Source organism: Micromonospora sp. DT233, assembly GCF_049841815.1.
Taxonomy (GTDB): Bacteria; Actinomycetota; Actinomycetes; order Mycobacteriales; family Micromonosporaceae; genus Micromonospora.
Window position 1 is genome coordinate 492767 of sequence record NZ_JBNCLB010000003.1, and the last position, 23508, is coordinate 516274.

At 75.0% G+C, this 23508-nt stretch carries 20 protein-coding genes and 1 riboswitch; of the genes, 13 read left to right on the plus strand and 7 right to left on the minus strand.

From position 1 onward, the window contains the following. Nucleotides 1–36: 36 nt before the first annotated feature. Nucleotides 37–1374 (plus strand): glycosyltransferase family 87 protein, encoded by a 1338-nt coding sequence (locus tag ACLQ2V_RS10315; RefSeq protein ID WP_425718335.1) that lies wholly within the window; start codon nt 37–39, stop codon nt 1372–1374. On the opposite strand, the gene ACLQ2V_RS10320 is transcribed toward ACLQ2V_RS10315, so the two are convergent. Further along, nucleotides 1350–1901 (minus strand): GNAT family N-acetyltransferase, encoded by a 552-nt coding sequence (locus tag ACLQ2V_RS10320; protein WP_425718164.1) that lies wholly within the window; start codon nt 1899–1901, stop codon nt 1350–1352. The genes ACLQ2V_RS10315 and ACLQ2V_RS10320 overlap by 25 nt on opposite strands. A 79-nt stretch (nt 1902–1980) precedes the next feature. Between ACLQ2V_RS10320 and ACLQ2V_RS10325 the strand changes: the two genes are divergently transcribed. Both ACLQ2V_RS10325 and ACLQ2V_RS10330 read left to right on the plus strand, forming a co-directional pair. Continuing rightward, on the plus strand, nt 1981–3210 hold the full coding sequence (locus ACLQ2V_RS10325; RefSeq protein ID WP_425718165.1) for a winged helix-turn-helix domain-containing protein: 1230 nt from the start codon (nt 1981–1983) through the stop codon (nt 3208–3210). After that, nucleotides 3207–3824, plus strand: coding sequence for a DUF2752 domain-containing protein (locus ACLQ2V_RS10330; protein ID WP_425718166.1), 618 nt, complete (start codon nt 3207–3209; stop codon nt 3822–3824). Before ACLQ2V_RS10325 ends, ACLQ2V_RS10330 begins: the two co-directional genes overlap by 4 nt. A 19-nt stretch (nt 3825–3843) precedes the next feature. Here the strand turns inward: ACLQ2V_RS10330 and ACLQ2V_RS10335 are convergent, their stop codons facing one another. Next, nucleotides 3844–4260: a hypothetical protein gene (locus ACLQ2V_RS10335; protein WP_425718167.1), complete on the minus strand. Its 417-nt coding sequence runs from the start codon at nt 4258–4260 to the stop codon at nt 3844–3846. Nucleotides 4261–4820: 560 nt separating this feature from the next. Here ACLQ2V_RS10335 and thyX point away from each other — a divergent pair. Genes thyX through ACLQ2V_RS10350 form a run of 3 tightly spaced genes read left to right on the plus strand, consistent with a single transcriptional unit; the run spans nt 4821 to nt 8279 of the window. Then, entirely contained in the window at nt 4821–5558 is a 738-nt protein-coding gene (gene thyX / locus ACLQ2V_RS10340) for an FAD-dependent thymidylate synthase (protein WP_425718336.1), read from the plus strand. A 53-nt stretch (nt 5559–5611) separates the two neighbouring features. After that, on the plus strand, nt 5612–6535 hold the full coding sequence (gene dapA / locus ACLQ2V_RS10345) for a 4-hydroxy-tetrahydrodipicolinate synthase (protein WP_425718168.1): 924 nt from the start codon (nt 5612–5614) through the stop codon (nt 6533–6535). Nucleotides 6536–6590: 55 nt separating this feature from the next. Beyond that, nucleotides 6591–8279 (plus strand): ribonuclease J, encoded by a 1689-nt coding sequence (locus ACLQ2V_RS10350; protein ID WP_425718169.1) that lies wholly within the window; start codon nt 6591–6593, stop codon nt 8277–8279. A 122-nt stretch (nt 8280–8401) separates the two neighbouring features. Here ACLQ2V_RS10350 and ACLQ2V_RS10355 read toward each other — a convergent pair whose 3' ends face one another. Together ACLQ2V_RS10355 and ACLQ2V_RS10360 are read right to left on the minus strand one after the other, a co-directional pair. Then, nucleotides 8402–10123 (minus strand): YbjN domain-containing protein, encoded by a 1722-nt coding sequence (locus ACLQ2V_RS10355; protein WP_425718337.1) that lies wholly within the window; start codon nt 10121–10123, stop codon nt 8402–8404. Between the two features lie 116 nt (nt 10124–10239). Next, a complete protein-coding gene (locus tag ACLQ2V_RS10360) occupies nt 10240–10719 on the minus strand; it encodes a YbjN domain-containing protein (protein ID WP_425718170.1) in 480 nt (159 codons plus the stop codon). A 113-nt stretch (nt 10720–10832) separates the two neighbouring features. Between ACLQ2V_RS10360 and ACLQ2V_RS10365 the strand changes: the two genes are divergently transcribed. After that, a complete protein-coding gene (locus ACLQ2V_RS10365) occupies nt 10833–13301 on the plus strand; it encodes a DNA translocase FtsK 4TM domain-containing protein (protein ID WP_425718171.1) in 2469 nt (822 codons plus the stop codon). Nucleotides 13302–13396: 95 nt separating this feature from the next. On the opposite strand, the gene ACLQ2V_RS10370 is transcribed toward ACLQ2V_RS10365, so the two are convergent. Both ACLQ2V_RS10370 and ACLQ2V_RS10375 read right to left on the minus strand, forming a co-directional pair. Continuing rightward, entirely contained in the window at nt 13397–13636 is a 240-nt protein-coding gene (locus tag ACLQ2V_RS10370; RefSeq protein ID WP_425718172.1) for a hypothetical protein, read from the minus strand. Between the two features lie 102 nt (nt 13637–13738). After that, nucleotides 13739–14053 (minus strand): DMT family transporter, encoded by a 315-nt coding sequence (locus tag ACLQ2V_RS10375; RefSeq protein WP_425718173.1) that lies wholly within the window; start codon nt 14051–14053, stop codon nt 13739–13741. Nucleotides 14054–14107: 54 nt separating this feature from the next. Beyond that, a riboswitch (guanidine-III (ykkC-III) riboswitch) is annotated at nt 14108–14168 on the minus strand. Nucleotides 14169–14406: 238 nt separating this feature from the next. On the opposite strand from ACLQ2V_RS10375, the gene rimO reads away from it, so the two are divergent. The 6 genes from rimO to pspM all read left to right on the plus strand — a co-directional run bounded on the left by rimO (nt 14407) and on the right by pspM (nt 19749). Then, nucleotides 14407–15855, plus strand: a complete 1449-nt coding sequence (gene rimO / locus ACLQ2V_RS10380; RefSeq protein ID WP_425718338.1) for a 30S ribosomal protein S12 methylthiotransferase RimO — start codon at nt 14407–14409, stop codon at nt 15853–15855. Nucleotides 15856–15926: 71 nt separating this feature from the next. Continuing rightward, nucleotides 15927–16523: a CDP-diacylglycerol--glycerol-3-phosphate 3-phosphatidyltransferase gene (gene pgsA / locus ACLQ2V_RS10385; RefSeq protein ID WP_425718174.1), complete on the plus strand. Its 597-nt coding sequence runs from the start codon at nt 15927–15929 to the stop codon at nt 16521–16523. Between the two features lie 56 nt (nt 16524–16579). Continuing rightward, nucleotides 16580–17140, plus strand: a complete 561-nt coding sequence (locus ACLQ2V_RS10390; protein ID WP_425718175.1) for a CinA family protein — start codon at nt 16580–16582, stop codon at nt 17138–17140. Between the two features lie 157 nt (nt 17141–17297). Next, nucleotides 17298–17747, plus strand: a complete 450-nt coding sequence (locus tag ACLQ2V_RS10395) for a helix-turn-helix domain-containing protein (RefSeq protein ID WP_425718176.1) — start codon at nt 17298–17300, stop codon at nt 17745–17747. Nucleotides 17748–17980: 233 nt separating this feature from the next. Continuing rightward, nucleotides 17981–18847, plus strand: a complete 867-nt coding sequence (locus ACLQ2V_RS10400) for a PspA/IM30 family protein (protein WP_425718177.1) — start codon at nt 17981–17983, stop codon at nt 18845–18847. A gap of 116 nt (nt 18848–18963) precedes the next feature. After that, a complete protein-coding gene (gene pspM, locus ACLQ2V_RS10405) occupies nt 18964–19749 on the plus strand; it encodes a phage shock envelope stress response protein PspM (RefSeq protein ID WP_425718178.1) in 786 nt (261 codons plus the stop codon). 46 nt (nt 19750–19795) lie between these two features. Here the strand turns inward: pspM and ACLQ2V_RS10410 are convergent, their stop codons facing one another. After that, on the minus strand, nt 19796–23452 hold the full coding sequence (locus tag ACLQ2V_RS10410; RefSeq protein WP_425718179.1) for a multicopper oxidase domain-containing protein: 3657 nt from the start codon (nt 23450–23452) through the stop codon (nt 19796–19798). Nucleotides 23453–23508: the final 56 nt, after the last annotated feature.

Here is a 23508-nt window from a genome sequence, read left to right on the forward strand (position 1 = left end):
AGCCTACGCAGGGTGGGGGAGACGAGGGTGGCGAGGGTGGCCAGCGGCGCCGGACGGACGACCGGGCAGGTCGTCGCGGTGGTCGGGCTCGCCGTCGCGGTGGCCCTGTTCCTGTCGGTCGCGGCCGTGCGGCACGGCTTCTTCGACCTGAAGGTCTACTACGGCGCGCTGAACTTCTGGGTGCACGACGGCGGGGAGATCTACGACTTCCTCAAGCCCGGCACCCAGTACGGCTTCACCTACCCGCCGTTCGCCGCCCTGACCATGCTGCCGATGACCGCCCTGTCCTGGACGGCGGCCATCGTGCTGAGCGTCGCCGGCTCCGTGCTGGCCAGTGCGGTGGTGATCTGGTGGCTGGTCGACCCGATCGCCCGCCGCGCCGGCTGGACCCGCTGGTACGCCCTCGCCGTGGCGCTCTGCCTGGCCGCCGCGTTCGAGCCGATGCGCGAGACGGTCAACTTCGGCCAGGTCAACATGCTGCTGCTCTTCCTGGTCGCGGTGGACCTGCTGCGGCTGCTGCCGGCCGGCAACCGCTGGGCCGGGGTGGGCATCGGCCTGGCCACCGCGATCAAGCTGACCCCCGGCGTCTTCATCGTCTACCTGCTGGTCACCGGGCGGTGGCGGGCGGCGGCGACCGCCGTCGGCACCGCCGCCGGGGCCACGCTGGTCGCCGCCGCGCTCTTCCCCGACGCGTCCCGGGAGTTCTGGACCTCGGCGCTGTGGAACACCGGCCGGGTCGGCGAGCTGGCGTTCGTCTCCAACCAGTCGCTGCGCGGCGTGGTCGCCCGGTTGAACCCCGAGCACCCCGCCACCCTGGCCTGGGTGGCGTTGGTGCTCGCCGTCCTCGCGGTCTGGGCCTGGCGCTGCCGGGCCGCCGTGGCGGCCGGCGACGAGGCCACCGGCCTGGCCCTGACGGGCGCGCTGATGTGCCTGGTCAGCCCCGTGACCTGGGTGCACCACCTGGTCTGGCTGCTGCCGGGGCTGATCCTGCTGGTCGACGCCGCCATGGCGGCGCCCGCCCGCAGCCGCCGCCGCCGCGCCCTGCTGGCCGCCACCGCGATCGGGTACGGCTTGCTGATCAGCCGGATCGTCTGGGCCTGGGAGAAGGACTTCACCGGCCTGGACGGCTTCCTCGGCAGCAACACCTACGTCTGGATCAGCCTGGCCCTGCTGCTCTTCCTGCCGATCCGCCACCGGGCCGCGCCCGCCGCGACCGGGCCGCCCGCTTCGGGGCCGACCGCCGCCGGGCCGACCGTGACCGCACCGACCGCCGCCGGGCCGACCGTGACCGCGCCGACCGCCGCCGGGCCGACCGCCGCCGGGACGGGCGGGGGCCGGGTCGCGCCGGGTCAGCCGTCGAGGCGTCCGGCGTAGCGCAGCTCGACCAGCCCCAGCGGGGGCACCCCACCGGCCAACGGCACGCGATAGGTGCTCCGCTCGCCGTCGGGTGAGAGCCCGGCCCGCTCGTAGAAGCGGCGGGCCCGCCCGTTGTCCCGCAGCACCCAGAGCCGGTACGCCGTCCAGCCCCGCCCCGCCATCGCCTCCCGCGCCGCCGCCAGCAGCCGCCCGCTCGTCCCGCCGCCCCAGTACGCCCTCTCGACGTACAGGGCCAGCACCTCGCCGAGGCTGTGGTCCAGGTCGGCCCGGTCCTGCTCGACGCGGTACGGCCCGAACGTCGTGAAGCCGATCACCGCGCCGTCGCGTTCGGCCAGCAGCGTGGTGAACGGGTGCTCCGGGTCGGCCGTGCCGGTGTCCCGGCGGCGAGACGCCCAGGCTGCCACGTTGAGCCGGTTCAGCACCTCCCGCGGCATGAATCCGGCGTAGCCGTCCTGCCAGCCGTGCACGTGCACCCGGGCGACCGCCTCGGCGTCGTCCGGTCGCTCCGGACGGATGGTCAGCATGGGTCCGTTCTATGCCCCGGCGGGCGCGGCGTCCAGCGAGCCGCACCGGTGTCGTACCGCTGGATTAGGGTGCGTGACGATGGTCGCACCGGAATCGCTCTCGCTCGCCCAGGCCCGGCGGGTGGCCCTGGCCGCCCAGGGCTTCGCCGACCCTGCGCCGGCGGGCCCGCCCACCCGCCGGCACCTGCGCCGGGTCCTCGACCGGGTCGGGCTGATCCAGATGGACTCGGTCAACGTGCTGCAACGCGCGCACTACCTGCCGCTCTACAGCCGGCTCGGGCCGTACCCGACTTCGCTGCTCGACACGGCGGCCTATCGCCGGCCTCGGGAGCTGTTCGAATACTGGGGCCACGAGGCGTCGCTGGTCCCGGTCGGGCTGCACCCGGCGCTGCGCTGGCGGATGGCGCGGGCGCGCGACGACGCCTGGGGCGGCATGCGCCGCATCGCCACCGAGCAGCCGGGGCTGGTCGCCTGGGTGCGCGACGAGGTCGCCGCCCGGGGGCCGCTGACCGCCGCCGAGATCGAGCACGACGCGCCCCGGGAGACCGGCAACTGGGGGTGGAACTGGTCGGCCGTGAAGCGGGCCCTGGAGTTCCTCTTCTGGGCCGGCGAGGTCACCGCCGCCGACCGCACCAGCTCCTTCGCCCGCCGCTACGACCTGCCCGAGCGGGTCCTGCCGGCGGCCGTGCTGGCCGCGCCGACGCCGACGGACGCCGAGGCGTACCGGACGCTGGTCGCCCTTGCCGCCCGCTCGCTCGGGGTGGCCGCCGAGCCGGAGCTGCGCGACTACTTCCGCCTCCCGGTGGCCGGCGCCCGGCAGGCCATCGCCGAGCTGGCCGAGGCCGGCGTGCTGGTCCCGGTGACCGTGCGGGGCTGGCGGTTGCCGGCCTGGCGGCACGCCGCCGCCCGACTACCCCGCTGGGTGCGCGGCGACACCCTGGTCAGCCCGTTCGACCCGCTGATCTGGGAGCGCGGGCGCACCGAGCGGCTCTTCGGCCTGACCTACCGCATCGAGATCTACGTGCCGGCACCGCAGCGGGTGTACGGCTACTACGTGCTGCCGTTCCTGCAGGGGGAGCGGTTCACCGCGCGGGTCGACCTGAAGGCCGACCGGAAGGCGGGCGTGCTGCTGGTCCCGGCCGCCTGGGTCGAGCCGGGCGCCGACCCGGGGGAGACGGCGCTCGCCCTCGCCGCCGAGCTGCACCGGATGGCCGGCTGGCTCGGGCTGGGCGCGGTCGCCCCGCCCGTCGCCGGTGACCTCGCCGCCCCGCTGGCCGCCGCGCTGAGCAGCGTGGCCGGTGTACGGTGAACGGCGTGACGAGCGTCGACGGCCCGGCCGGTGGGCACCCGCAGGCCCCATCGTTGGCCGACCCCCCGCAGCACGCGCTGCCGGCGGGGCAGGGGCCGGCGGGGCAGTGGCCGGCGGGGCAAGGGCCGGCGGGGCAGTGGCCGGCGGGGGCCTACCCGGTGCCCGAGCCGGATCGGTTCACCCGCTTCGTGCTGCGGCTGCACGCGCGGGCCCCACGCTGGGCGGTGCCGCTGGCCGCGCTCGGCTGCGTCGGCCTCGGAATGACGTACGCGCTGCTCAGCGACCCGACCCGGGCCGCGCCGGACGCCGCGCCGAGCTGCCTGCTGAAGCTCACCACCGGGCTGGACTGTCCGGGCTGCGGCGGCACCCGCGCGCTGTGGTACCTGCTGCACGGCGACCTGCCGGCCGCCGCCCGGCACCACTTCCTCTTCGTCTTCGTGGTGCCCTTCCTGACATACTTCTTCGTGGCCTGGGCCGGGAAGCAGGCGTTCGGCTGGAAGCTGCCGATGCCGCAGCCCAGCTCGAAGATGATCGGCGGGTTGCTGGCCCTCTGGGCGGTCTTCTCGGTCGCCCGCAACCTCCCCTGGGTCCCCTTCACCTCGCTCTACGTCTGACCCCGGTCGGGCGTTCCGCCTACCCGAGGTGCCTGGTCCGCTCGTGGTAGGCCCGGAAGTCGAAGAAGCGTAGGCCGTCCACCGCCACGTCGTCGGCGATCTCGGCCGCCGTCCAGGGATGGTCCGAGTAGTCGTCCATCGCGATGCCGCCCTGCGCGAGCAGCGCCAACGTCAGTCGGCGAACCTCCGCCGTCCCGTCGACGCGGCCCGAGACGTCGACCCGAAGCGCCCAACCGGGTCGCCGACGGCAAGCCCGGCTCAGCCCGAGCACGGCCGCCGGCTCCCAGTCCAGGTACAGGCCGTCGTCCTCGCTGGTCAGCTCCCCGTACAGGCACCCGTCCAGCAGCCACGGATGTCGCTGGCCGGGCGACAGCCGATCGAGCAGGGCAACGACCGCGGCCAACTCCAGGGCCGGAAAGACAAAGACGCTACGCACGCCACCACCGTCGCACCCACCGGCCGGTCCGCCGTGCCTTGCGCGGTCAAGATCCGAGCATTTTCCCTGAAGATGCTGCCTCGATCCGCGCCCAGGCAGCATTTTCCCTGAAGATGCTCGGATCTTGACGTGGAGTGGGCTTCGCGGCGGGGCCGAGCGTCGACATACGCATTACGAGTGCGTAGGTCGCCGGCGGTGCCGGCATCGGGGACGGGTGGGGCCCGTCGTCGACACTCGCACGGCCCCGATCTGGCCGGTCGGTCGGGGCGGCCCACTGGGCGGCGCAGCTTCGACCCGGGGAGCCGCCCCGGTGGAGCCGTCGGCTTCCGGTGATGACGTGAACGACTCAGCTCCAAAGGGCCCAGCCCCGCACCCTCCGGCCGCCGCCCTCGGGTCGGCATCCCCGGGCCGGCATCCCCGGGCCGGCATGCCGGGGCGTGCCGAGGGACGTGCCTGCGGGGCTGAGCATCCGGGGGAGCGTGGTCGGGTCGCACCGCTGGTCCGACACCCCTGGACCGCTGCCCAGGTGGGTGGCCACTACAGTCCAAGGAATGCCGGAGATGGTGCAGCCCCAGGCCAAGCTGATCGCGTGGACGCAGTTTCAGGCGCCGGACGACGTGCCGTGGTCGACCGACGCCGAGGGGGGCCAGGCGCTCGCCGAGTTCGCCGGGCGGGCCTGCTACCAGAGCTGGTCCAAGCCGAACCCGGCGACCGCCACGAACGCCGGTTACCTGGCGCACATCCTGGAGGTCGGGCACCTGTCGGTGCTGGAGCACGGGAGTGTGACGTTCTACTTCACCGGGGTGTCCCGCTCCTTCACCCACGAGCTGATCCGGCACCGGCACTTCTCGTACTCGCAGCTCTCCCAGCGGTACGTCCCGGAGCGCGACGCGGCCATGGTCGAGCCCACGGTCATCGCCGACGACCCGGAGCTGCACAAGAAGTTCGTCGAGGCGGCCGAGGCCAGCGTGCGGGCGTACACGGAGCTGCTGGAGGGGCTCGAGGAGCGCTTCGCCGACGAGCCGAACCCGACGCTGCGCCGCAAGCAGGCCCGGCAGGCGGCCCGCGCGGTGCTGCCCAACGCCACCGAGACCCGGATCGTGGTCACCGGCAACTACCGGGCCTGGCGGCACTTCATCGCGATGCGGGCCACCGAGCACGCCGACGTGGAGATCCGCGAGCTGGCGGTGGCCTGCCTGCGCCAGTTGCAGGGGGTCGCCCCGAACGTCTTCGCCGACTTCGTCATCTCCACCCTGCCAGACGGCACCGAGGTGGCGTCGAGTCCGCACGGGGAGTGAGACCTGAACCCTTCCCCGGCGGGCCTCCGATGGTCGTCCGCTAGGTTATGAACATGACGCACGACCACCTTGTTGCCGCCGAGCGGGCGGTGTCCCGTCCGTTCGGTCGACTGCTCACGGCCATGGTGACCCCGTTCACCTCCGACGGCACCCTCGATCTCGACGGCGCCGTACGGCTCGCGAACCACCTCGTCGACGAGCAGGGCAACGACGCACTCGTGCTCAACGGCACCACCGGCGAGTCGCCCACCACCACCGACGCGGAGAAGGAGCGTCTGATCCGGGCCGTGGCGGAGGCGGTCGGCGACCGGGCCAGGGTGGTCGCCGGGGTCGGCACCAACGACACCCGGCACACCATCGAGCTGGCCATGGCGGCCGAGAAGGCCGGCGCGCACGGCCTGCTCGTGGTGACGCCGTACTACAGCAAGCCGCCGCAGAGCGGGCTGCTCGGGCACTTCACCGCGGTCGCGGACGCCACCGGGCTGCCGATCATGCTCTACGACATCCCGCACCGCTCCGGTGTGCCGATCGCCACCGAGACCCTGGTGGCGCTCGCCGAGCACGGCCGCATCGTCGCGGTCAAGGACGCCAAGGGCGACCTCACCGCCACCTCGTGGGTGACCAGTCGCACCGACCTGGCGTACTACAGCGGTGACGACTCGCTCACCCTGCCCGCCCTGGCGGTCGGGTGCGTCGGCGTGGTCGGCACCTCGACCCACTTCACCGGCGTGCTGACCAAGCGGATGATCGAGGCGTACGACGCGGGCGACACCACCACCGCGTTGGCGCTGCACCGGCGGCTGCTGCCCCTGTTCACCGGCATCTTCCGTGCCCAGGGCACCATCCTGGTCAAGGCGGGCCTGGCAGCCAAGGGGCTGCCGGCCGGCCCGGTGCGGGCCCCCCTGGTCGATGCCACCGACGACGAGATCGCCCAGCTGCGCGCGGACTGCGCGGCGGCGGGTCTGGAGCTCCCCTGATGAACGAACGACACGACGGACGCCCGGTGACGGCGTCGCAGAACGAGGTGGACGCGTGACCGAGGCGCACAACGAGGCGGAGCTTCCCCCACCACTGCCGGAGGGCGGCCTGCGGATCATTCCGCTGGGCGGGCTCGGTGCCATCGGTCGGAACATGACCGTCTTCGAGTTCGACGGCAAGTTGCTGATCGTCGACTGCGGGGTGCTCTTCCCCGACGTCGAGCAGCCGGGCGTGGACCTGATCCTGCCCGACTTCGGGCCGATCCTGGACCGGCTGGCCGACGTGCAGGCGATCGTGCTCACCCACGGTCACGAGGACCACATCGGCGCGGTGCCGTACCTGCTCGCCCACAAGCCGGACATCCCGCTCGTCGGCTCCCAGTTCACTTTGGCCCTGGTCGAGGCGAAGCTGGCCGAGCGGCGAATCCAGCCGTACACGCTGACGGTGCGGGAGGGCGGCCGGGAGCGGCTCGGCCCGTTCGAGTGCGAGTTCTTCGCCGTCAACCACTCGATCCCGGACGCCCTGGCGGTGGCCATCCGCACGCCGGCCGGCCTGGTGCTGCACACCGGCGACTTCAAGATGGACCAGCTTCCGCTGGACGGCCGGATCACCGACCTGGCCGGGTTCGCCCGGCTCGGCGCGGAGGGCGTCGACCTGCTGCTGTCGGACTCCACCAACGCGGAGATCCCCGGCTTCGTCACCCCGGAGCGGGAGATCGGGCCGGTGCTCGACTCGATCTTCGCCAAGGCGACCGGGCGGATCATCGTCGCCTCGTTCGCCTCGCACGTGCACCGGGTGCAGCAGGTCTTCGACTCCGCCGCCGAGCACGGCCGCAAGGTCGCGCTGATCGGCCGGTCGATGGTCCGCAACATGGGCATCGCCCGGGACCTCGGCCTGCTCAACATCCCGGCCGGCCTGGTGATCAGCATCGAGGAGGCCACCGCGCTGCCGCCCGAGCAGATCCTGCTCATGTCCACCGGCTCGCAGGGCGAGCCGATGAGCGCCCTGGGCCGGATGGCCAGCGGTGACCACCGGCACATCACCATCGCCCCCGGCGACACGGTGGTGCTGGCCTCGTCGCTGGTGCCCGGCAACGAGACCTCCGTCTACCGGGTGATCAACCGGTTGGCCCGTGCCGGCGCGATGGTGGTGCACAAGGACGTGGCGAAGGTGCACGTCTCCGGCCACGCCCCCGCCGGTGAGCTGCTCTACCTGCTCAACGTCACCCGCCCCAGCAACCTGATGCCGGTGCACGGCGAGTGGCGGCACCTGCGGGCGCACGCCCGGCTCGGCATCGAGTCCGGGGTCGCCCCGGACCGGGTGGTGCTCTGCGAGGACGGCGACGTGGTCGACCTGGTCGAGGGCCGGGCCAGCGTGGTCGGCCACGTGAAGAGCCGGTACGTCTACGTCGACGGCCTGGCAGTCGGCGACGTCAGCGAGTCCCTGCTCACCGAGCGGCGGATCCTCGGCGACGGCGGCTTCATCGCCACCACCGTCGTCGTCGACTCGGTGACCGGCAAGGTGGTCGGCGGGCCGACCCTGTCGGCGAAGGGCTTCTCGGAGGACCCGGAGGCGTTCAACCCGGTCGTGCCGCTGGTCACCGAGGCGCTGAACCGGGCCGCCGCGGACGGCATCACCGACCCGCACCAGCTCCAGCAGATCGTCCGGCGCACCGTCGGCCGCTGGGTCAACGACAAGTATCGCCGCCGGCCGATGATCGTGCCGACGGTCGTCGAGGTCTGACGCCCCGCACCCCGTTCCCGCCTCGCCCGACGCCGGCCAGCCCCACGAGGGCGGCCGGCGTCGGCGTCCACCGGCCCACCGGGCCGGCCGAGCGCGGCACGCAGCGGGGAGCGCGGCGCGGGTCAGGGTAGGGCGGCGACCGCCTCCGCGTACCCCACGCCGGTGGTCACCGCCGCCGTGACCAGCACGTCGAGCTGCGTCGGGGCCACCCCGTGGGCCAGGTCGGTGGTCAGGTCGCCGGCCAGCACCAATTCGCCGTCGCCGTCGTCGTGGGCGTACGCCTTCGGCTGTAGCCGGTCGTGGTTCCAGGCGTTGCAGAACTCGTACGCCTCGGCCCGCCGGTTCGTCGGGAGGCGACGGACGGCCAGCACCCGGACGTGCAGGATCTCGCCCCGCTCCCCGGCGTGCCGGAACTCGATCAGCGCCGGGCCCCACCGCCCGACCACCGCGCCGCCGCGCATCGCCCAGGTGTCTCCGCGCCGGTCCAGGGCTGCGGTGACCATGTCGACGGTCAGCGCCCCCGGCTCGTCCTCGGCCGGCTCGTCCACGTTCCCCCCGTCACCGGCCGCCCCGTCCCCGGTCGGCCGGGTGCCGGAATCGGCGGTCGGATCGTCGTCGGGTTCCGCCTCGACTGCAGGCAGCGGGACCGGGCCGGCGACCGGCCGTTCGGCCAGCCGGGCGGCGATCCGGCCGGACTGGTGGCCGGTGCCGTTGCGGGCGTCGAAGCTGCCGGCCAGCCCGGTCGCCAGCTCGGCCAGCAACCCACCCAGCCGGGCCACGTCGACGCCGTCGTCGGCCCCGTCGCCGCTCGGCGCGGGCATCCGGCGGTCGCCCAGCCCCGCCTCGGTGGCGAGGACGCAGAGCAGCGCGCCGGCGGCGGCGAACTCCATCGTCGCCAGGTCGTCGGCCGGCTGGTCGAGCCGGGGCAGTTGCTCGGCGAGGATGTCCAGGCCCCGCTCCAGGTGCCCGCCCAGCGCGCAGAACCGCAGGTGCGCGGCGAGGTGCGGAAAGGCCGCCCGCTCGCGCCGATGCCGCCGGTACGCCTCGACGTGCGCGCGGGCGGCCCGCTCCGGCTCGCCCGCGCGCAGCAGCGGCAGCAGCGCGTCGGTCAGCGCCCGCTCGGGCTGGTCGGTGCAGTACGCCCGGCCGTCCTGCGCGGCGTCGACCCCGCCCGGCTCGTCGTCGCGGCCGGGCGGCCGGTGGCCGAGGTGGTCGCCGAGGTAGGGATGCAGCTCGGCCAGCGCCGCAGCCCAGTCGCCCCAGCCGGCCAGCAGTTCGGCGCGGCGGGACGGGGCGCAGCCGGGACAGCCGGCGGCCGGGTCGGGTGGGGCGGTGCGCCAGCGGTCGTACCAGCGGCGGGCCGCCGGCTCGTCGCCGAGGTGGTCGGCGAGCCGGCACCGCAGCTCGGCCACCAGGTCGCTCGGGTCGCCCGACGCCCCGGCGTCGCCGGCCGCTTCGTCCGGCTCCGCGCGGGTCGGTTCGTCCAGGGCCGCCCGGGCCCGGTCCTGCGGCGCCGCGCGGGCCAGGTCGTCCAGGGCCGCGCGGGCCTGGTCCAACCCGACGCGCGGGGTGGCGAAGACCGCCTCCACCGCGAAGCGCTGGTAGCGGCGCAGCGCGATTGCCCGCTCGCCGGTCGGCTCGCCGACGGCGTCGAGGAGCTCCCGGCAGCGCCGGACCGGCTCGAAGAGCCGCCACCGCTCACCCTGGCGCAGGTGCGCGTCGATCAGCGCGAACCGGGCGTCGAGGCCGGTACGCAGGTCGCCGGCGGCCTCGGCGGCGGAGGCGATCCGTTCCAGCTCGGCGAGGCGGGCCGCCGAGTCGGGCAGGTCCCGCGCGGCGGCCAGCGCCTCGGCCGGGCCTTCGCTGCCGCCGCCGGGCGGGCGGGAGCGCCCCGCGACCCGGGTCTCCCACCGGCTCGCGAGCCGGGCGTCCCAGCGGCGCGGCGGCCGCGGCGGCCCGGTCACGGCCGCACCGCGCCCGGCAGTTGACCGACGGCGGCGGCGAGCTGGCAGCCGGTGGAGATGCCGCAGTCGAGGAGCTGGTCGAGCTGGTGCGGGGTGACCCCGCGCTCCAGGTCGGTGATCACCTCGCCGCAGACCAGGGCCTGGCCGTCGTCGTCGACGTGCACGAACGCCTTGGGCCAGTACCGGTCGTGGTTCCAGGCGTTGCAGAAGGCATGCAGGGTCGGCACGTACTCGATGGGGAAGGTCGGCGCGGCGACGGTGCGCACCTGGAGGATCTCGCCGGCCGCGCCCATCCGCAGGAACCAGATGAGACTGTCGTCCCAGCGGCCGAGCAGCCGGCCCTGCGGATCGCGCGCGACGGCGTACCCCCGGGTGGTCAGCACGGCGGCGATCCGCTCGCCGGTCAGCGGCCGCAGCGCCCGGGGCGACCCGGCCAGCGGACCGTCCGGTTCGTCCTCGGTCTGCGGCGCCGCCATCCGGCATCCCTTCTGAGGCGAATAACACAACGGGGGGCGTCGTCCGCGCTGCGACGCGCGGACACGACCCGGAAAAGCGGGGATCCGCCGGGTCGCGCCGTTACGGTGACTCTATGGCGGGCCGTACCTCTCAGGCGAGCCGGCGACGCGGCGCGTCGCCGCGCGGCACCACGAACAGTCGTGCCCGTCAGCCGGCGAAGAAGACCACCAAGGCCGCTCCCCGGCGGCGCACCACCACCCGTCCCACCCGCGGCGTCTCCGTGGGCCGGGCGATCGGCGCGGTCTGGCTGGGGGTGGCCAGCGGCGTCGGCTGGACGGTGCGGGCCGCGGGCCGGCAGGCCGCCTCCGCCCGCGACCTCGATCCGGAGCACCGCCGCGACGGCGCCGGCCTGCTGCTGCTCGGCCTGGCCCTGCTCAGCGCGGTGGCGATCTGGTTCTCGGGCGCCGGGCCGGTGGGGCTGCGCCTCGCCGACACCGTCCGGCTCTTCCTCGGGGCCATCTCGATCGTCGTCCCGGCGCTGCTGGGGATCGGCGCGTGGCGGCTGATGCGCACGCCCGCCGACCCGGAACACCGGGGCCGGGGGCTGGTCGGCTGGGTGTCCATGCTGGTCGCCACGGCGGCGATGCTGCACATCGGCCAGAATCCGGTCGACTCGGTCCAGCGCGACTACGCCGGCGGCCTGATCGGCGCCGGCGTCGGGAACCTGCTGGAGACCGCCGTCACCGCCTGGGTGGCCGTGCCGCTGCTGCTCCTACTGCTGGTCTTCGGCCTGCTGGTGGTCACCGCCACCCCGATCAACAAGATCCCCGAGCGACTCGGGCTGCTCGCCGGGGCGGTGGCCGCCCCGCCGCCGCTGGTCGAGGAGGTCGAGGTCGTGGAGGTGGTGGAGAAGAAGCCGGCCCGCCGCCGCCCGGCCAAGCGCGCCGCGCCCCCGCTGCCGGACCCGGACGACTTCGACGAGGGGTACGAGGGGGTGGACCTGCAGGAGACGGTGGTGCTGCCCCGCAAGCCACCGGCGAAGGTGCCCGCCACCCGCAAGCCGATCGACCCGCCGGAGCACTCGCCCGCGCCCACCCGGGCCGAGCAGCTCGCGCTCAGCGGCCTCTCCGGCGACTACACGCTCCCGCCGGCCGACCTGCTCAGCGGCGGGCCGGCGCCGAAGACCCGCAGCAAGGCCAACGACGAGATCATCGCGGCGCTGACCGGGGTCTTCGACCAGTTCGGCGTCGACGCCGAGGTCACCGGCTTCACCCGGGGCCCGACCGTGACCCGGTACGAGGTCGAGCTCGGGCCGGGCGTCAAGGTCGAGCGGATCACCCAGCTCTCCCGCAACATCGCGTACGCGGTGAAGTCCCCCGACGTGCGGATCCTCAGCCCGATCCCGGGCAAGAGCGCGGTCGGCGTGGAGATCCCCAACACCGACCCGGAGAACGTGGCGCTCGGCGACGTGCTGCGCTCCCGGGTGGCCACCAGCGACCACCACCCGATGGTGGTCGCCCTCGGCAAGGACATCGAGGGCGGCTTCGTGGTGGCCAACCTCGCGAAGATGCCTCACATTTTGATCGCGGGGGCCACCGGGGCCGGCAAATCGTCATGCCTCAATACGTTGCTGGTCTCCATCCTCACCCGGGCCACCCCGGACGAGGTGCGGCTGCTGCTCATCGACCCGAAGCGCGTGGAGATGACCGGGTACGAGGGCATCCCGCACCTGGTCACCCCGATCGTGACCAACGCGAAGAAGGCGGCCGACTCGCTGGAGTGGGTCGTCCGCGAGATGGACATGCGCTACGACGACCTCGCCGCCAACGGGGTCCGGCACATCGACGACTTCAACCGCAAGGTGCGCACCGGGGAGATCACCGCCCCGCCGGGCAGCGAGCGGGAGATGCGCCCGTACCCGTACCTGCTGGTGATCGTCGACGAGCTGGCCGACCTGATGATGGTCGCGCCCCGCGACGTGGAGGACTCGGTCGTCCGGATCACCCAGCTCGCCCGCGCCGCCGGCATCCACCTGGTGCTGGCCACCCAGCGCCCCTCGGTCGACGTGGTCACCGGCCTGATCAAGGCCAACGTGCCGTCCCGGTTGGCGTTCGCCACCTCGTCGCTGGCCGACTCGCGGGTCATCCTGGACCAGCCGGGGGCGGAGAAGCTGCTCGGCCGGGGCGACGGCCTCTTCCTGCCGATGGGCGCGTCGAAGCCGATCCGGATCCAGGGCGCCTGGGTCACCGAGCGCGAGATCGCCGACGTGGTGAAGTTCTGCAAGGACCAGCGCGAGCCGGAGTTCCGCCCGGACGTGCTCGCCCCGGCGCAGGACACCAAGAAGAAGGTCGACGAGGAGATCGGCGACGACCTGGACCTGCTGGTGCAGGCCGTCGAGCTGGTGGTCACCTCGCAGTTCGGCTCGACGTCGATGCTGCAACGCAAGCTGCGGGTCGGCTTCGCCAAGGCGGGCCGGCTGATGGACCTGATGGAGACCCGGGGTGTGGTCGGGCCGTCGGAGGGCTCCAAGGCCCGCGACGTGCTGGTCAAGCCGGACGAGCTGGACGAGGTCCTGGCCGGCCTGCGCGGCGACGGGGAGTAGGCCCGCCCCCGCCCGCCCGGTCCTGCCGTTGCGCGCATACGACGAGGCCCGCCGGAGAACCGGCGGGCCGTCGGGCGTCAGGAAGGCGTCGTGGCTCAGGAGCCCATGGCCGCGGCACCCAGGACGGCGCCGATGATGGCGCCGACCACGCTCGCGGCGGCGGCGTACCAGCCGAGCGGCTTGTCACCCTGCACCGCGCCGACGATGCCGAGGATCAGGCCGACCAGGCCGAAGAGCACCGGCACCAGGAAGATCGCGATGACCGCGAAGACGAAGCCCAGGATCGTGCAGATCCGGGCGGTGTTGTTGCGCGGGCGGGCGGTGGTGTTGGCCATGACGTCCTCCGTAGGTGAAAGCCTCGTTGATGCGCAGCGCCGCCTGTCTACCCACTTCGGTCCGGAACTACGCATCGGGGACGAGAGCGCCTGAGGCGCGCCTCAGTGGAAGAACTTCAGGCCGGCGACTCCGGTGACGACCAGCAGCAGGCAGCCGATCCGGGGCAGACTCGCCGGTTCGCGCAGCGCCACCATGCCGACCAGCGCGGTGCCGACCGCGCCGATGCCGACCCAGACCGCGTACCCGGTGCCGACCGGGATCTCCCGCAGCGCGTACCCGAGGCCGGCCATGCTGAGCAGCAGGGCGACCGCGAAGACGGCCGAGGGCAGTGGGCGGGTGAAACCGGCGCTGCGGTCCAGGGCGACCGCCCAGACGGTCTCGAGAATTCCGGAGAGCACCAGCACGATCCAGGCCATGACGTCACCTCTGCGGGGCACCCGACCACAGGGGCCGGGACGAGTGGGAACACCTCGCGGGCGTCTTGGCCTGACCGGGTACGCCCACCCTCGTCCGGGGCGGCTCGCCGGTCACCGACCGCCGGGCCACCGCCCTCGACGGTAACACCGTCGGGACGCGGCGTTCGTGGATCGGGACGGGGCGGAGCGGGGCCGGTCCACCCGCCGTTGCCGGGCGGTTGCCGCCCGCCCGGTACCCTCGGACGGTGTCTGCCTCCGTCACCGCCTCCTCCGCCAGCCCCAGCCCCAACCCGGCGGGTCCGGGACCGCGCCGCGACCCGGAGCCGTCGTCCGCCACCGGCCGCCGCGTCGCCCTGCTGACCCTGGGCTGCGCCCGTAACGAGGTCGACTCGGAGGAGTTGGCCGCCCGACTGCACGCCGACGGCTGGGAGGTCACCACCGACGGCGAGGGCGCCGACGTGGTGGTCGTCAACACCTGCGGCTTCGTGGAGAAGGCCAAGCAGGACTCGATCCAGACGCTGCTGGCCGCCGCCGACACCGGCGCGAAGGTGGTCGCCGCCGGCTGCATGGCCGAGCGGTACGGGCGGGAGCTGGCCGACAGCCTGCCCGAGGCGCGGGCCGTGCTGAGCTTCGACGACTACCCGGACATCGCCGCCCGGCTCGACGCGGTCGTCGCCGGCGAGGAGATCGCCGCGCACACCCCGCGCGACCGGCGGGAGCTGCTGCCGTTGACGCCGGTGGCCCGCCGGGCCGGCACGGTCTCGCTGCCCGGCCACGGCACCCCGAGGGTGGCCGTGGGCACCGACGAGCACACCCCCGCCCACCTGCGCCAGGTGCTGCGGCACCGGCTCGACACCGGCCCGGTGGCGTCGCTCAAGCTGGCCAGTGGCTGCGACCGGCGCTGCGCGTTCTGCGCGATCCCCGCCTTCCGGGGGGCCTTCGTCTCGCGTACCCCCGACGAGCTGCTGGCCGAGGCGGAGTGGCTGGCCAGGACCGGCGTCCGGGAGCTGGTGCTGGTCAGCGAGAACTCCACCTCGTACGGCAAGGACCTGGGCGACCCCCGGGCGCTGGAGAAGCTGCTGCCGCAGCTCGCCGCGATCGACGGGATCGTCCGGGTGCGGGCCAGCTACCTCCAGCCGGCCGAGACCCGGCCCGGCCTGATCGAGGCCATCGCCACCACGCCGGGCGTCGCGCCCTACTTCGACCTGTCCTTCCAGCACTCCAGCGAGCCGGTGCTGCGCCGGATGCGCCGCTTCGGCTCCACCGACCGGTTCCTGGAGCTGCTGGCGAACGCGCGCGCCCTGGCGCCCGAGGCCGGCGCGCGGAGCAACTTCATCGTCGGCTTCCCCGGCGAGACCCGCGCCGACATCGACGAGCTGGTCCGCTTCCTCTCCGCGGCCCGGCTCGACGCCATCGGCATGTTCGACTACAGCGACGAGGACGGCACCGAGGCCGCGGGCCTGCCGGGCAAGGTCTCCGCCGCCACCGTCAAGCGCCGGTACGACCGACTCAGCGCGCTCGCCGACGAGCTCTGCTCCCAGCGCGCCGAGGAGCGCCTCGGCGCCACCGTCGAGGTGCTGGTCGACTCGGTCGACGACGGCGTGGTCGAGGGGCGGGCAGCACACCAGGCCCCCGAGGTCGACGGCTCGACCACCCTGGTCGCCCCGGCCGACGGCGGAGTGGACCTGGCCGCGCTGCGCCCCGGCGACCTGGTGCGGGCCACCGTCACCGGCACCGAAGGGGTGGACCTGATCGCGGTGCCGGATGAGATGATCTCGGCGGCGTCCGGCGCGGTACGGTGACGGCGGGCCCTGAGGAAGCGGGGGAGCCAGGTGGTGCGACGTCAGGTTCGCCTCGGCGGCCCGATCGGGGCTTGTCGGTGACTCCGGCGGAGTCGACGCCGTCGCCGGTGGTTCCCGGGGTGCCCGTGCTCAACGCGGCCAACGGGCTGACCCTGCTGCGGCTGGTGCTGGTGCCGGTCTTCACGGCGACGGTCGTGGTGTCGCAGATGAGCCACTCCGGCTGGCGGATCGTGGCCTGCCTGATCTTCGCGTTCGCGTCGGCGACCGACCTGGTGGACGGCTGGATCGCCCGCCGGTTCGGCCTGGTCACCTCGGTCGGCAAGGTGGCCGACCCGATCGCCGACAAGGCGCTCACCGGCGCGGCCCTGCTGCTGCTGTCCTGGTACGACCTGCTGCCCTGGTGGGTGACCGGGGTGATCCTGCTCCGGGAGTGGGGCATCACCGCGCTGCGGTTCTGGGTGATCCGGCACGGCGTCATCGCGGCCAGCCGGGGCGGCAAGATCAAGACGGCGTTGCAGATCCTGGCGATCACCTGGTACCTGTGGCCGATGCCGGACGCCCTGGCCGCCGTCGGTCCCTGGCTGATGGCCGCCGCGGTCGGGGTGACGGTGGTCACCGGCTTCGACTACGTCGTCCAGGCCCTGCGGCTGCGCCGCCCCCGCGCCTGACCCCCACGCCGGGCGAGGATGCGTAGGACGGTCTCGGCGGGGAAAGGAACGCGGACATGGAGACGGATGCGAACGGGCGGGAGCCGGTCGGGAGCCCGGCGGCCGGGGTGGTGCACAGCCTCGCGGAGCGGCACCAGACGTTGGCGAGCGTGGAGTCGCTCACCGGTGGGCTGCTGGCCGCCGCCGTGGTGGAGATCGCCGGGGTCAGCGGCGTCTACCAGGGCGGCCTGGTGGTGTACGCCACGGAGCTGAAGTCGGAGCTGGCCGGCGTGCCGCAGGAGTTGTTGGCCGAGCGCGGCCCGGTCGACCCGGAGGTGGCCCGCGCCCTGGCCGAGGGCGGCCGGCGGCGCTGCGGGGCGGACTGGGGGGTGGCCACCACCGGGGTGGCCGGCCCGCAGCCGCAGGACGGCAAGCCGGTCGGGCTGGTCTACGTCGCGGTCGCCGGGCCGACCGGCACGCAGGTTCGCCGGCTCGACCTCGACGGCGGCCGGGACCACATCCGCTCCGCGGCGGTGATCGAGGCCCTGCGGCTGCTGGCCGAGCGGATCCACGCGGCGGACGACGAGACCGGATCGGGCGAGGCGGCCCCCGCGACCGCCGCGTCGGGGCGAGGCTGAGTGGCCACGGGCAGATGGTGGGCCGGGGTGGGATGTCACCGGGGCCGGTAACGGGTACGGTTGCGGGAAGGTTCCGGCGGGTGACGTCGGCGTCGCCGGCAGCCCGGCGCGTCGGCGCGGTGCTCGACGGAGGGTGCGACCCGTCAGGGGAGGTGCGATGGTCCTGCTACGCCGGGTGATCGGTGACGCACTGCGGGCACGCCGACAGGGGCAGCAGCGCACCCTGCGCGAGGTCTCCTCCGCGGCGAACGTCAGCCTGGGCTACCTGTCCGAGATCGAACGCGGCCAGAAGGAGCCCTCCAGCGAGTTGCTGGCCGCCATCTGCGACGCCCTCGGCGCGCGCCTCTCCGAGCTGCTGCGTGAGGTCAGCGACACGGTCGCGCTCGCCGAGCAGCTGCCCGGGGTGCTGGTGCCGGTGCAGGACGAGCCCGCCGAGTCGACGCCCCGCGCGGCCGTGCGCAAGACCGCCAACCGTGCGGTGCGCCAGGTCACGTCCGGCGGCCCGGTGACCGTCGCGGTGCACCAGGACTCCCCACTGCGGGCCACCCTGCGCAGCACCCGGGTCCGCCCCACCGAACGCGACCGCGACGTGGTCTGCGCCGCCTGACTCCTCGGCGCACCGACCGTCCCCACACCCCGGTGGGCTCGACCGTTCGACGGCATGGTCGGGCTTTCCCGCGCCGCGTACTGTTGATCAGACGGCGGCGTGCCGCTCGTGGCGCAGGAATGCCGGGCTGGCGCCCGGCTGGGATGATGGGGGTCACCGCCGCGGGTGAGCGCCGCCGGGCCGTCCGGCACGGTCGCCGGCGGCGCGACTCTAACTGAGGGGATACCGCGAAGATGGCGAACCCGTTCGTCAAGGCCTGGAAATATCTGATGGCGGCGTTCGGTGCCCGGATCGACGAGCACGCCGACCCCAAGGTGCAGATCCAACAGGCCGTCGAGGAGTCGCAGCGTCAACACCAGGCGCTGGTCCAGCAGGCGGCGGCGGTGATCGGCAACCAGCGTCAGCTCGAGCTGAAGCTCTCCCGGCAGATGTCCGAGGTCGAGCAGTTGCAGGGCAACGCCCGGCAGGCCCTGGTCCTCGCCGACCAGGCCCGGGCCAAGGGCGAGGAGGCGGAGGCCAGCCGGTACGAGCAGTCCGCCCAGATGCTGGCCACCCAGTTGGTCTCGGCCGAGCAGGCCACGGAGGACCTGAAGACCCTGCACGACCAGGCCCTCGGCGCCGCCGCGCAGGCCCGCCGGGCGGTGGAGAACAACTCCATGATCCTGCAGCAGAAGCTGGCCGAGCGCACCAAGCTGCTCAGCCAGCTCGAGCAGGCCAAGATGCAGGAGAGCGTGGCCCGCTCGCTGGAGTCGATGTCCTCGCTGACGGCCTCCGGCAGCACCCCCTCCCTGGACGAGGTGCGCGACCGCATCGAGCAGCGCTACGCCACCGCGATGGGCCGCGCCGAGCTGGCGGGCAACTCCGTCGAGGGCCGGATGCTGGAGATCCAGAAGGCGTCCCTGGACTCGGCCGGCGCGTCCCGGCTGGACCAGATCCGCTCCAGCATGGCCGGCGAGCAGCTCGGCGGCCGGCAGGAGCGGGCGGTGGGGCAGGGCCAGCCCGCACCGGCCACCGACCCGGCCGCGGCGGCCCGGCTCGACCAGATCCGGGCCAGCCTGGGCCAGGAGCGCGGCACCGGGGAGAGCACCGCCGCGAGCTGAGCGACAACGAACGCCGCTCGTCCGGCGGCACCGAGCGCGGTCCGGCCGGCGGCGGGAACGCCCCCGACCGGCCGGCCGGAGCGCGGAGACACTCAGGGCGGAAACGAGGAGACACCATGGCGGACGAGCGGGCTCGGTACTTCCGGGAGCTGGGCCGGCTGCGCCGGGCCGCCCGCCGGTGGAGCGTGCTGGCCGGCGGGCTGACCGGGGCGGCGGCCGTGCTGACCCCGTACGCCGGGCTCGGGCTGCCCGACGCGGCCTGGGCCGGCACCGCGGGCGGCGCGCTGGTCCTGGCCGGCTGGCGCTGGCTCGACCTGCGGGCCCACGCGGCCCGACCCGCGCCCCCGGAGCTCGCCCCGGCCGAGGCCGCCGCCCGCTCGCGGGCCCGGCTGGTCTCCGCCGTCGAACGGCTCCCCGCCGGGCCCGGGGTGCTGGCCGAGGTGCGCCGGGCCCGGTCCCGGCTGGCCCTGCGCGGCACCAGCGTGGCGCAGCCGTGGGCCCGGCTGGACCGGGCCGCGCTGACCCTCGACGGGATGACCGGCCGGCTGACCGGGCTCGCCGAGCCGGCCGTGCTGGAGGCCGCCGCCGCCGACCGCTCGCTGCGTGAGCTGGCCGGGCGGGTGGTCAGCGTCGAGCGGGCCCTGCGGCTCGCCCCGGCCGACGCCCGCGCCCCGCTCGCCGAGGCCCACCGTGAGCTGCACGAGCAGTTGGTCAGCGGGGTGGCCGCGTACGAGCGGCTGGTCGTCGCCGCCGCCGGATACCTCGCCGAGGACTCCCGGCCCAGCGCCGAGCACGCCGCCGCGTCCCGGCTCGCCGAGGCCACCGACCTGCTGCACGGGGTGGCGTCGGCGCTGGCCGAGCTGCGCACCGTCGGTGACCCGCTGCGCGCCCGCACCCCCTAGCCCCGCCGCCCGCCCGCTCGGCCCGCGTCGCCCGCCCGCAGGCCCCTCAGCCCGGGGTGGTCACCGCCACCGGGGCGGTGAACGACGAGCCGCCGACGACGTTGAACGCCCGCACCCGGTAGTGGTACGTCACGCCCCGGGCCAGGCCGGTGTTGGTGAACCCCCGCGCGTGCACGGTGAACGCCACGACCTCCCGCTCGAACGCCGGATCACCGGCGCGCTGCACCACGAACCCGGCCCCCGGCCCGCCCGGCGGGCCCGCCGCCCAGGTCAGCGCCACCGTCGCCGTGTCCGGCGCGGGCCCGCTCGCGGCGGCGGCCAGCGCCGTCGGCGGCGCGGGTCGGGGCGGGGTGGTGACCGTGGCGATCGTCGACCACGACGACGCCGTGCCCAGGTAGGTGGTCCGCACCCGGTAGTAGTAGGTGGTCTCCGGGGCCACCACGGCGTCCACGTGCTGCCCGTCGACCCCGATCGCGGTGGTCACCGGCCCGCTGGTGAACGTCGGGTTGGTGGCCCGCTGCACGTCGACGCCGGTGGCGAAGGAGCGGTTCGCCCAGCGCAGCGCCACCCGCAGCGGCGCGGCCGGCGGGACCACCGCGACCAGCCCGGCCGGGGCGGCCAGCCGGACCGCCGCCGGCACCCCGTTGGACCAGGCCGAGCAGCTCACCTCGTTCTCCGCCCGGATCCGGTAGTGGTACGTCACCCCGGGGGTGACCGTCGCGTCGGTGTAGCGGCTGGCGGCGGCGGCCACCGTGATCGCGGTGAGCCCCGCGCCGAACGCCGGGTCGGTGGCCCGCTGGAGCACGTGGCTGCGCGCGGGCGGGTGGCCGCCGCTGCCGGTCCAGGTCAGCGCGATCGCCGGCAGGACGGTCGCCGAACCGGGCACCGGGGTGGCGGTCAGCCCGGTGGGGGAGCGGGGGGCGACCCGCAGCACCAGCGGCCGGCTCATCCCCTGGTCCCGGTACCCGCCGAGCTGGCTGTGCCAGCGGTACTCCCACCCCATGTTGACCAGCTGGTTGACCACCGACGCCGGCCGGCCGTCGACCGGGCTGAGCAGGGTCGTGCCGATCCGGGCGCCGGCCGGGCGGGTCGGGTCGAGCAGCCGGACGCTGTCGCCGAGCTTGAACGGCAGCAGCGGCGCGACCGGGCGCAGCGCCACGATCACGTCCTCGCCGGGGTTGACCCGGACCGTCTCCTTCCAGCCCAGCTCGTTGGGGTGCGGCAGGCGGATCGCCCCGTCGCGGCCGACGCGGTTGACCACCTGCACGTCGCAGCCGCCGAAGTGCACCGGGTGGGTCTGCCCGGCGTCGCCGACGATCCGCCAGAGCTGGGTGCCGTCGCCGACGGCGCCGATCTGCACGGTCGGGTCGGCGATCACCAGCGTCTCGGTGGCCGGGTCGACCGGCCCGAGCGCCAGGGTGGCGGGGCCGAGCGGTCCGGCCTGCGGGTGGGCCACCCCGAGCCGCCCCGCCACCCGCCCGTACGCCGGCTCGAAGACCTGCCGCACCGCCTTGACCGCCAGCGGCAGGGTCACCGGGGCGGCGGCCCCGACCGGGGTGAAGCTGACCGAGGTGGCGTACGCGGTCGCCACCGTCTCCCCGGCCGTGTGGGTGCCGAACGCCGGGTCGTACGCCGGTTGGGGCACGATCGGCGGGCGCTGGCTGGCCGCGTACGCGGCGGGCAACCGGTCGGCGAGGCGGGCCAGGTCGAAGGGGTCGGCCGGCTCGCCGACGACCCGCAACTGCAGCAGGGTCCGGGTGTTCGGCCCGTAGCCGGGGCGGGTGCCGGCGACGCCGCCGACGGCGGTCCGGTCCGGCGCGCCGGTGTGCTGGTCGTAGCGGGGGTCGTAGCGGGGCAGCGGGGCCGGGCAGTCGTTGTAGAGGATGAGGGTGGAGCCGGGGGGCACGGCGGAGAAGTCGACCACCACGTCGGCCCGCTCGCCGGGGGCCAGCAGCAGGGCGTGCCCGTCGACGTTGAGCGCGGTCGGGTCCTGCCGGTCGTAGCGGTAACCCACCGGCCGGCTCGGCAGCACCACCGGCGCGGGCAGCAGCCCGCACTCGTTGCCGACCTGCACGAACGGCGGCCCGGCCGCCGCCGGGTCCGGCACCCCGCCGTCGCGGCCGTCGGTGGGCCAGTGCGCCGGCCGGTCGGGGGCGCGCACCGCCGCCACCATGGGCACCTCGCCCGCGTCCGGGTCGCCCGGCTCGCCGTCGGGGCCCCACATCGGCCCGTCCGAGCGGGCCCGGTAGAGCTGGAGGTTCAGCGAGCGGTCCGCGCAGGCGTTGAGGATCCGGAAGCGGTACGCCTTCGGCGTCACCGTCAGGTACGGGTAGGCGACGCCGTTGACCAGCGGGGTGTCCCCGTACGCGCCGGGCACCGCCGACGGGTGCGGCACGCCCGGGGCCAGCGGCGGCTCGTCGGGGTCGGTGACCGGGTCGTGGTGCGGGTTCGGCACCGGCCCGGCCGGGGTGCCCGGCTCCGCCGGCCCGGCCGGGGTGCCCGGCTCCGCCGGCCCGGCCGGGGTGCCCGGCTCCGCCGGCCCGGCCGGGGCCGACCACGGGCCGTAGTCCCACCGGCCGGTCGGGTTGCCGCCCGAGGCCCGGTACGGGTCCTGTCGGGGCTGGTAGACGTGCGGGTGCCAGAGGCTGCCGCGGGCCCCCCAGCGGTCCCGGTCCCAGGTGGGATCCTGGTCGGCGAGCTGGGTGTCGTCCGGCACGAAGGTGCGGTCCTGGAGCACCAGCGGCACCTGGTCGGCCGGGAGCACCCCGTCGGCGACGAGGCTCTCCTCGGCCGGGTCGACGAGCAGGTAGAGCGCGAGCTGACCGGAGTACACGGTGAGCCGGGACAGGCCCAGGGTGTTGTCGTGCAGCCACATCAGCCGGCCGCTCTGCTCGTTCGGGAAGTACAGGGTCGTCGCTCCCGGGCCGGGCGGCGGCATGTCCGGCACCGGGGTCAGCCCCACCCCCGTCGGGTACGGGGTGATCTCGCCGGCCGGGGTCACCCACTGCCACGGGTTGCCGGCGCTGATCCAGCCGGTCTGCCCGCCGTACAGGTGCGGCACGGCCCGGTTCTGCGAGTACGGGGCCGGCCCCTCCAGCGGCCCCGCGCCGGCCCCGTCGAGGGTCGCGTCGACGGGCAGGAAGAGGTCGCCGGCCCGCCCGGTGGGGAGCTGGTTGACGAACGTGATCCGCACCGGCCGGCCCCGCCGGGCCACGATCACCGGCCCGAGCAGGTACGGCCGCTCGGGCGGGACGATCGTGTTCTGCCCGGCACCGTCGGTGCCGAGGTTGAGCTGCCGGTAGCCGCGCAGCCGGGTGGCGGGCAGGTCGCGGTGCAGCCGCTGGGCGTACTCCTGCAAACCGATCTCGTAGTAGTCGCAGCCCGGCCAGGTGCTGGTGTCGGGGACGGCGACCGGAAGGTACCCGCCCAGCTCGGTGCGGCCGGCCTCGCCGGGGCCCGGCAGCGCGTCGACGAACTTGCGGATGCCGGTGCCGGGGACCACCCCGCCCCGCCCGTCGGGCACCGGCAGCGGGCTGCTGGCGTGGTTGGGCACCGCGCCGAAGCAGCGCGGCACCGCCGCCGGGTCCAGGCTGGCCGGCACGGGTGTCGCCGGTTCGGCGGTCCGGGCCGCCGGCACGGTCGGCCCGTCCGGCTGCCCGGCCGGGTCGGTGAGGTGGGGGCGGGTTCTGCGGAACAGCGCCATGGCTCTCCCCGGGAGCGTGGCGCGCCGGCCGCCACCCCCTCGGGGCGGTCGGTCAC

Bases quoted from the DNA above. Each gene is read 5' to 3' on its own strand.
- dapA (WP_425718168.1), top strand. From the start codon at position 5,612: ATGACGCACGACCACCTTGTTGCCGCCGAGCGGGCGGTGTCCCGTCCG.
- pspM (WP_425718178.1), top strand. From the start codon at position 18,964: ATGGCGGACGAGCGGGCTCGGTACTTCCGGGAGCTGGGCCGGCTGCGC.
- ACLQ2V_RS10370 (WP_425718172.1), bottom strand. From the start codon at position 13,636: ATGGCCAACACCACCGCCCGCCCGCGCAACAACACCGCCCGGATCTGC.
- ACLQ2V_RS10320 (WP_425718164.1), bottom strand. From the start codon at position 1,901: ATGCTGACCATCCGTCCGGAGCGACCGGACGACGCCGAGGCGGTCGCC.
- thyX (WP_425718336.1), top strand. From the start codon at position 4,821: ATGGTGCAGCCCCAGGCCAAGCTGATCGCGTGGACGCAGTTTCAGGCG.
- ACLQ2V_RS10390 (WP_425718175.1), top strand. From the start codon at position 16,580: ATGGAGACGGATGCGAACGGGCGGGAGCCGGTCGGGAGCCCGGCGGCC.
- ACLQ2V_RS10365 (WP_425718171.1), top strand. From the start codon at position 10,833: ATGGCGGGCCGTACCTCTCAGGCGAGCCGGCGACGCGGCGCGTCGCCG.
- ACLQ2V_RS10360 (WP_425718170.1), bottom strand. From the start codon at position 10,719: ATGGCGGCGCCGCAGACCGAGGACGAACCGGACGGTCCGCTGGCCGGG.
- ACLQ2V_RS10400 (WP_425718177.1), top strand. From the start codon at position 17,981: ATGGCGAACCCGTTCGTCAAGGCCTGGAAATATCTGATGGCGGCGTTC.
- ACLQ2V_RS10375 (WP_425718173.1), bottom strand. From the start codon at position 14,053: ATGGCCTGGATCGTGCTGGTGCTCTCCGGAATTCTCGAGACCGTCTGG.
- ACLQ2V_RS10325 (WP_425718165.1), top strand. From the start codon at position 1,981: ATGGTCGCACCGGAATCGCTCTCGCTCGCCCAGGCCCGGCGGGTGGCC.
- ACLQ2V_RS10395 (WP_425718176.1), top strand. From the start codon at position 17,298: ATGGTCCTGCTACGCCGGGTGATCGGTGACGCACTGCGGGCACGCCGA.
- ACLQ2V_RS10410 (WP_425718179.1), bottom strand. From the start codon at position 23,452: ATGGCGCTGTTCCGCAGAACCCGCCCCCACCTCACCGACCCGGCCGGG.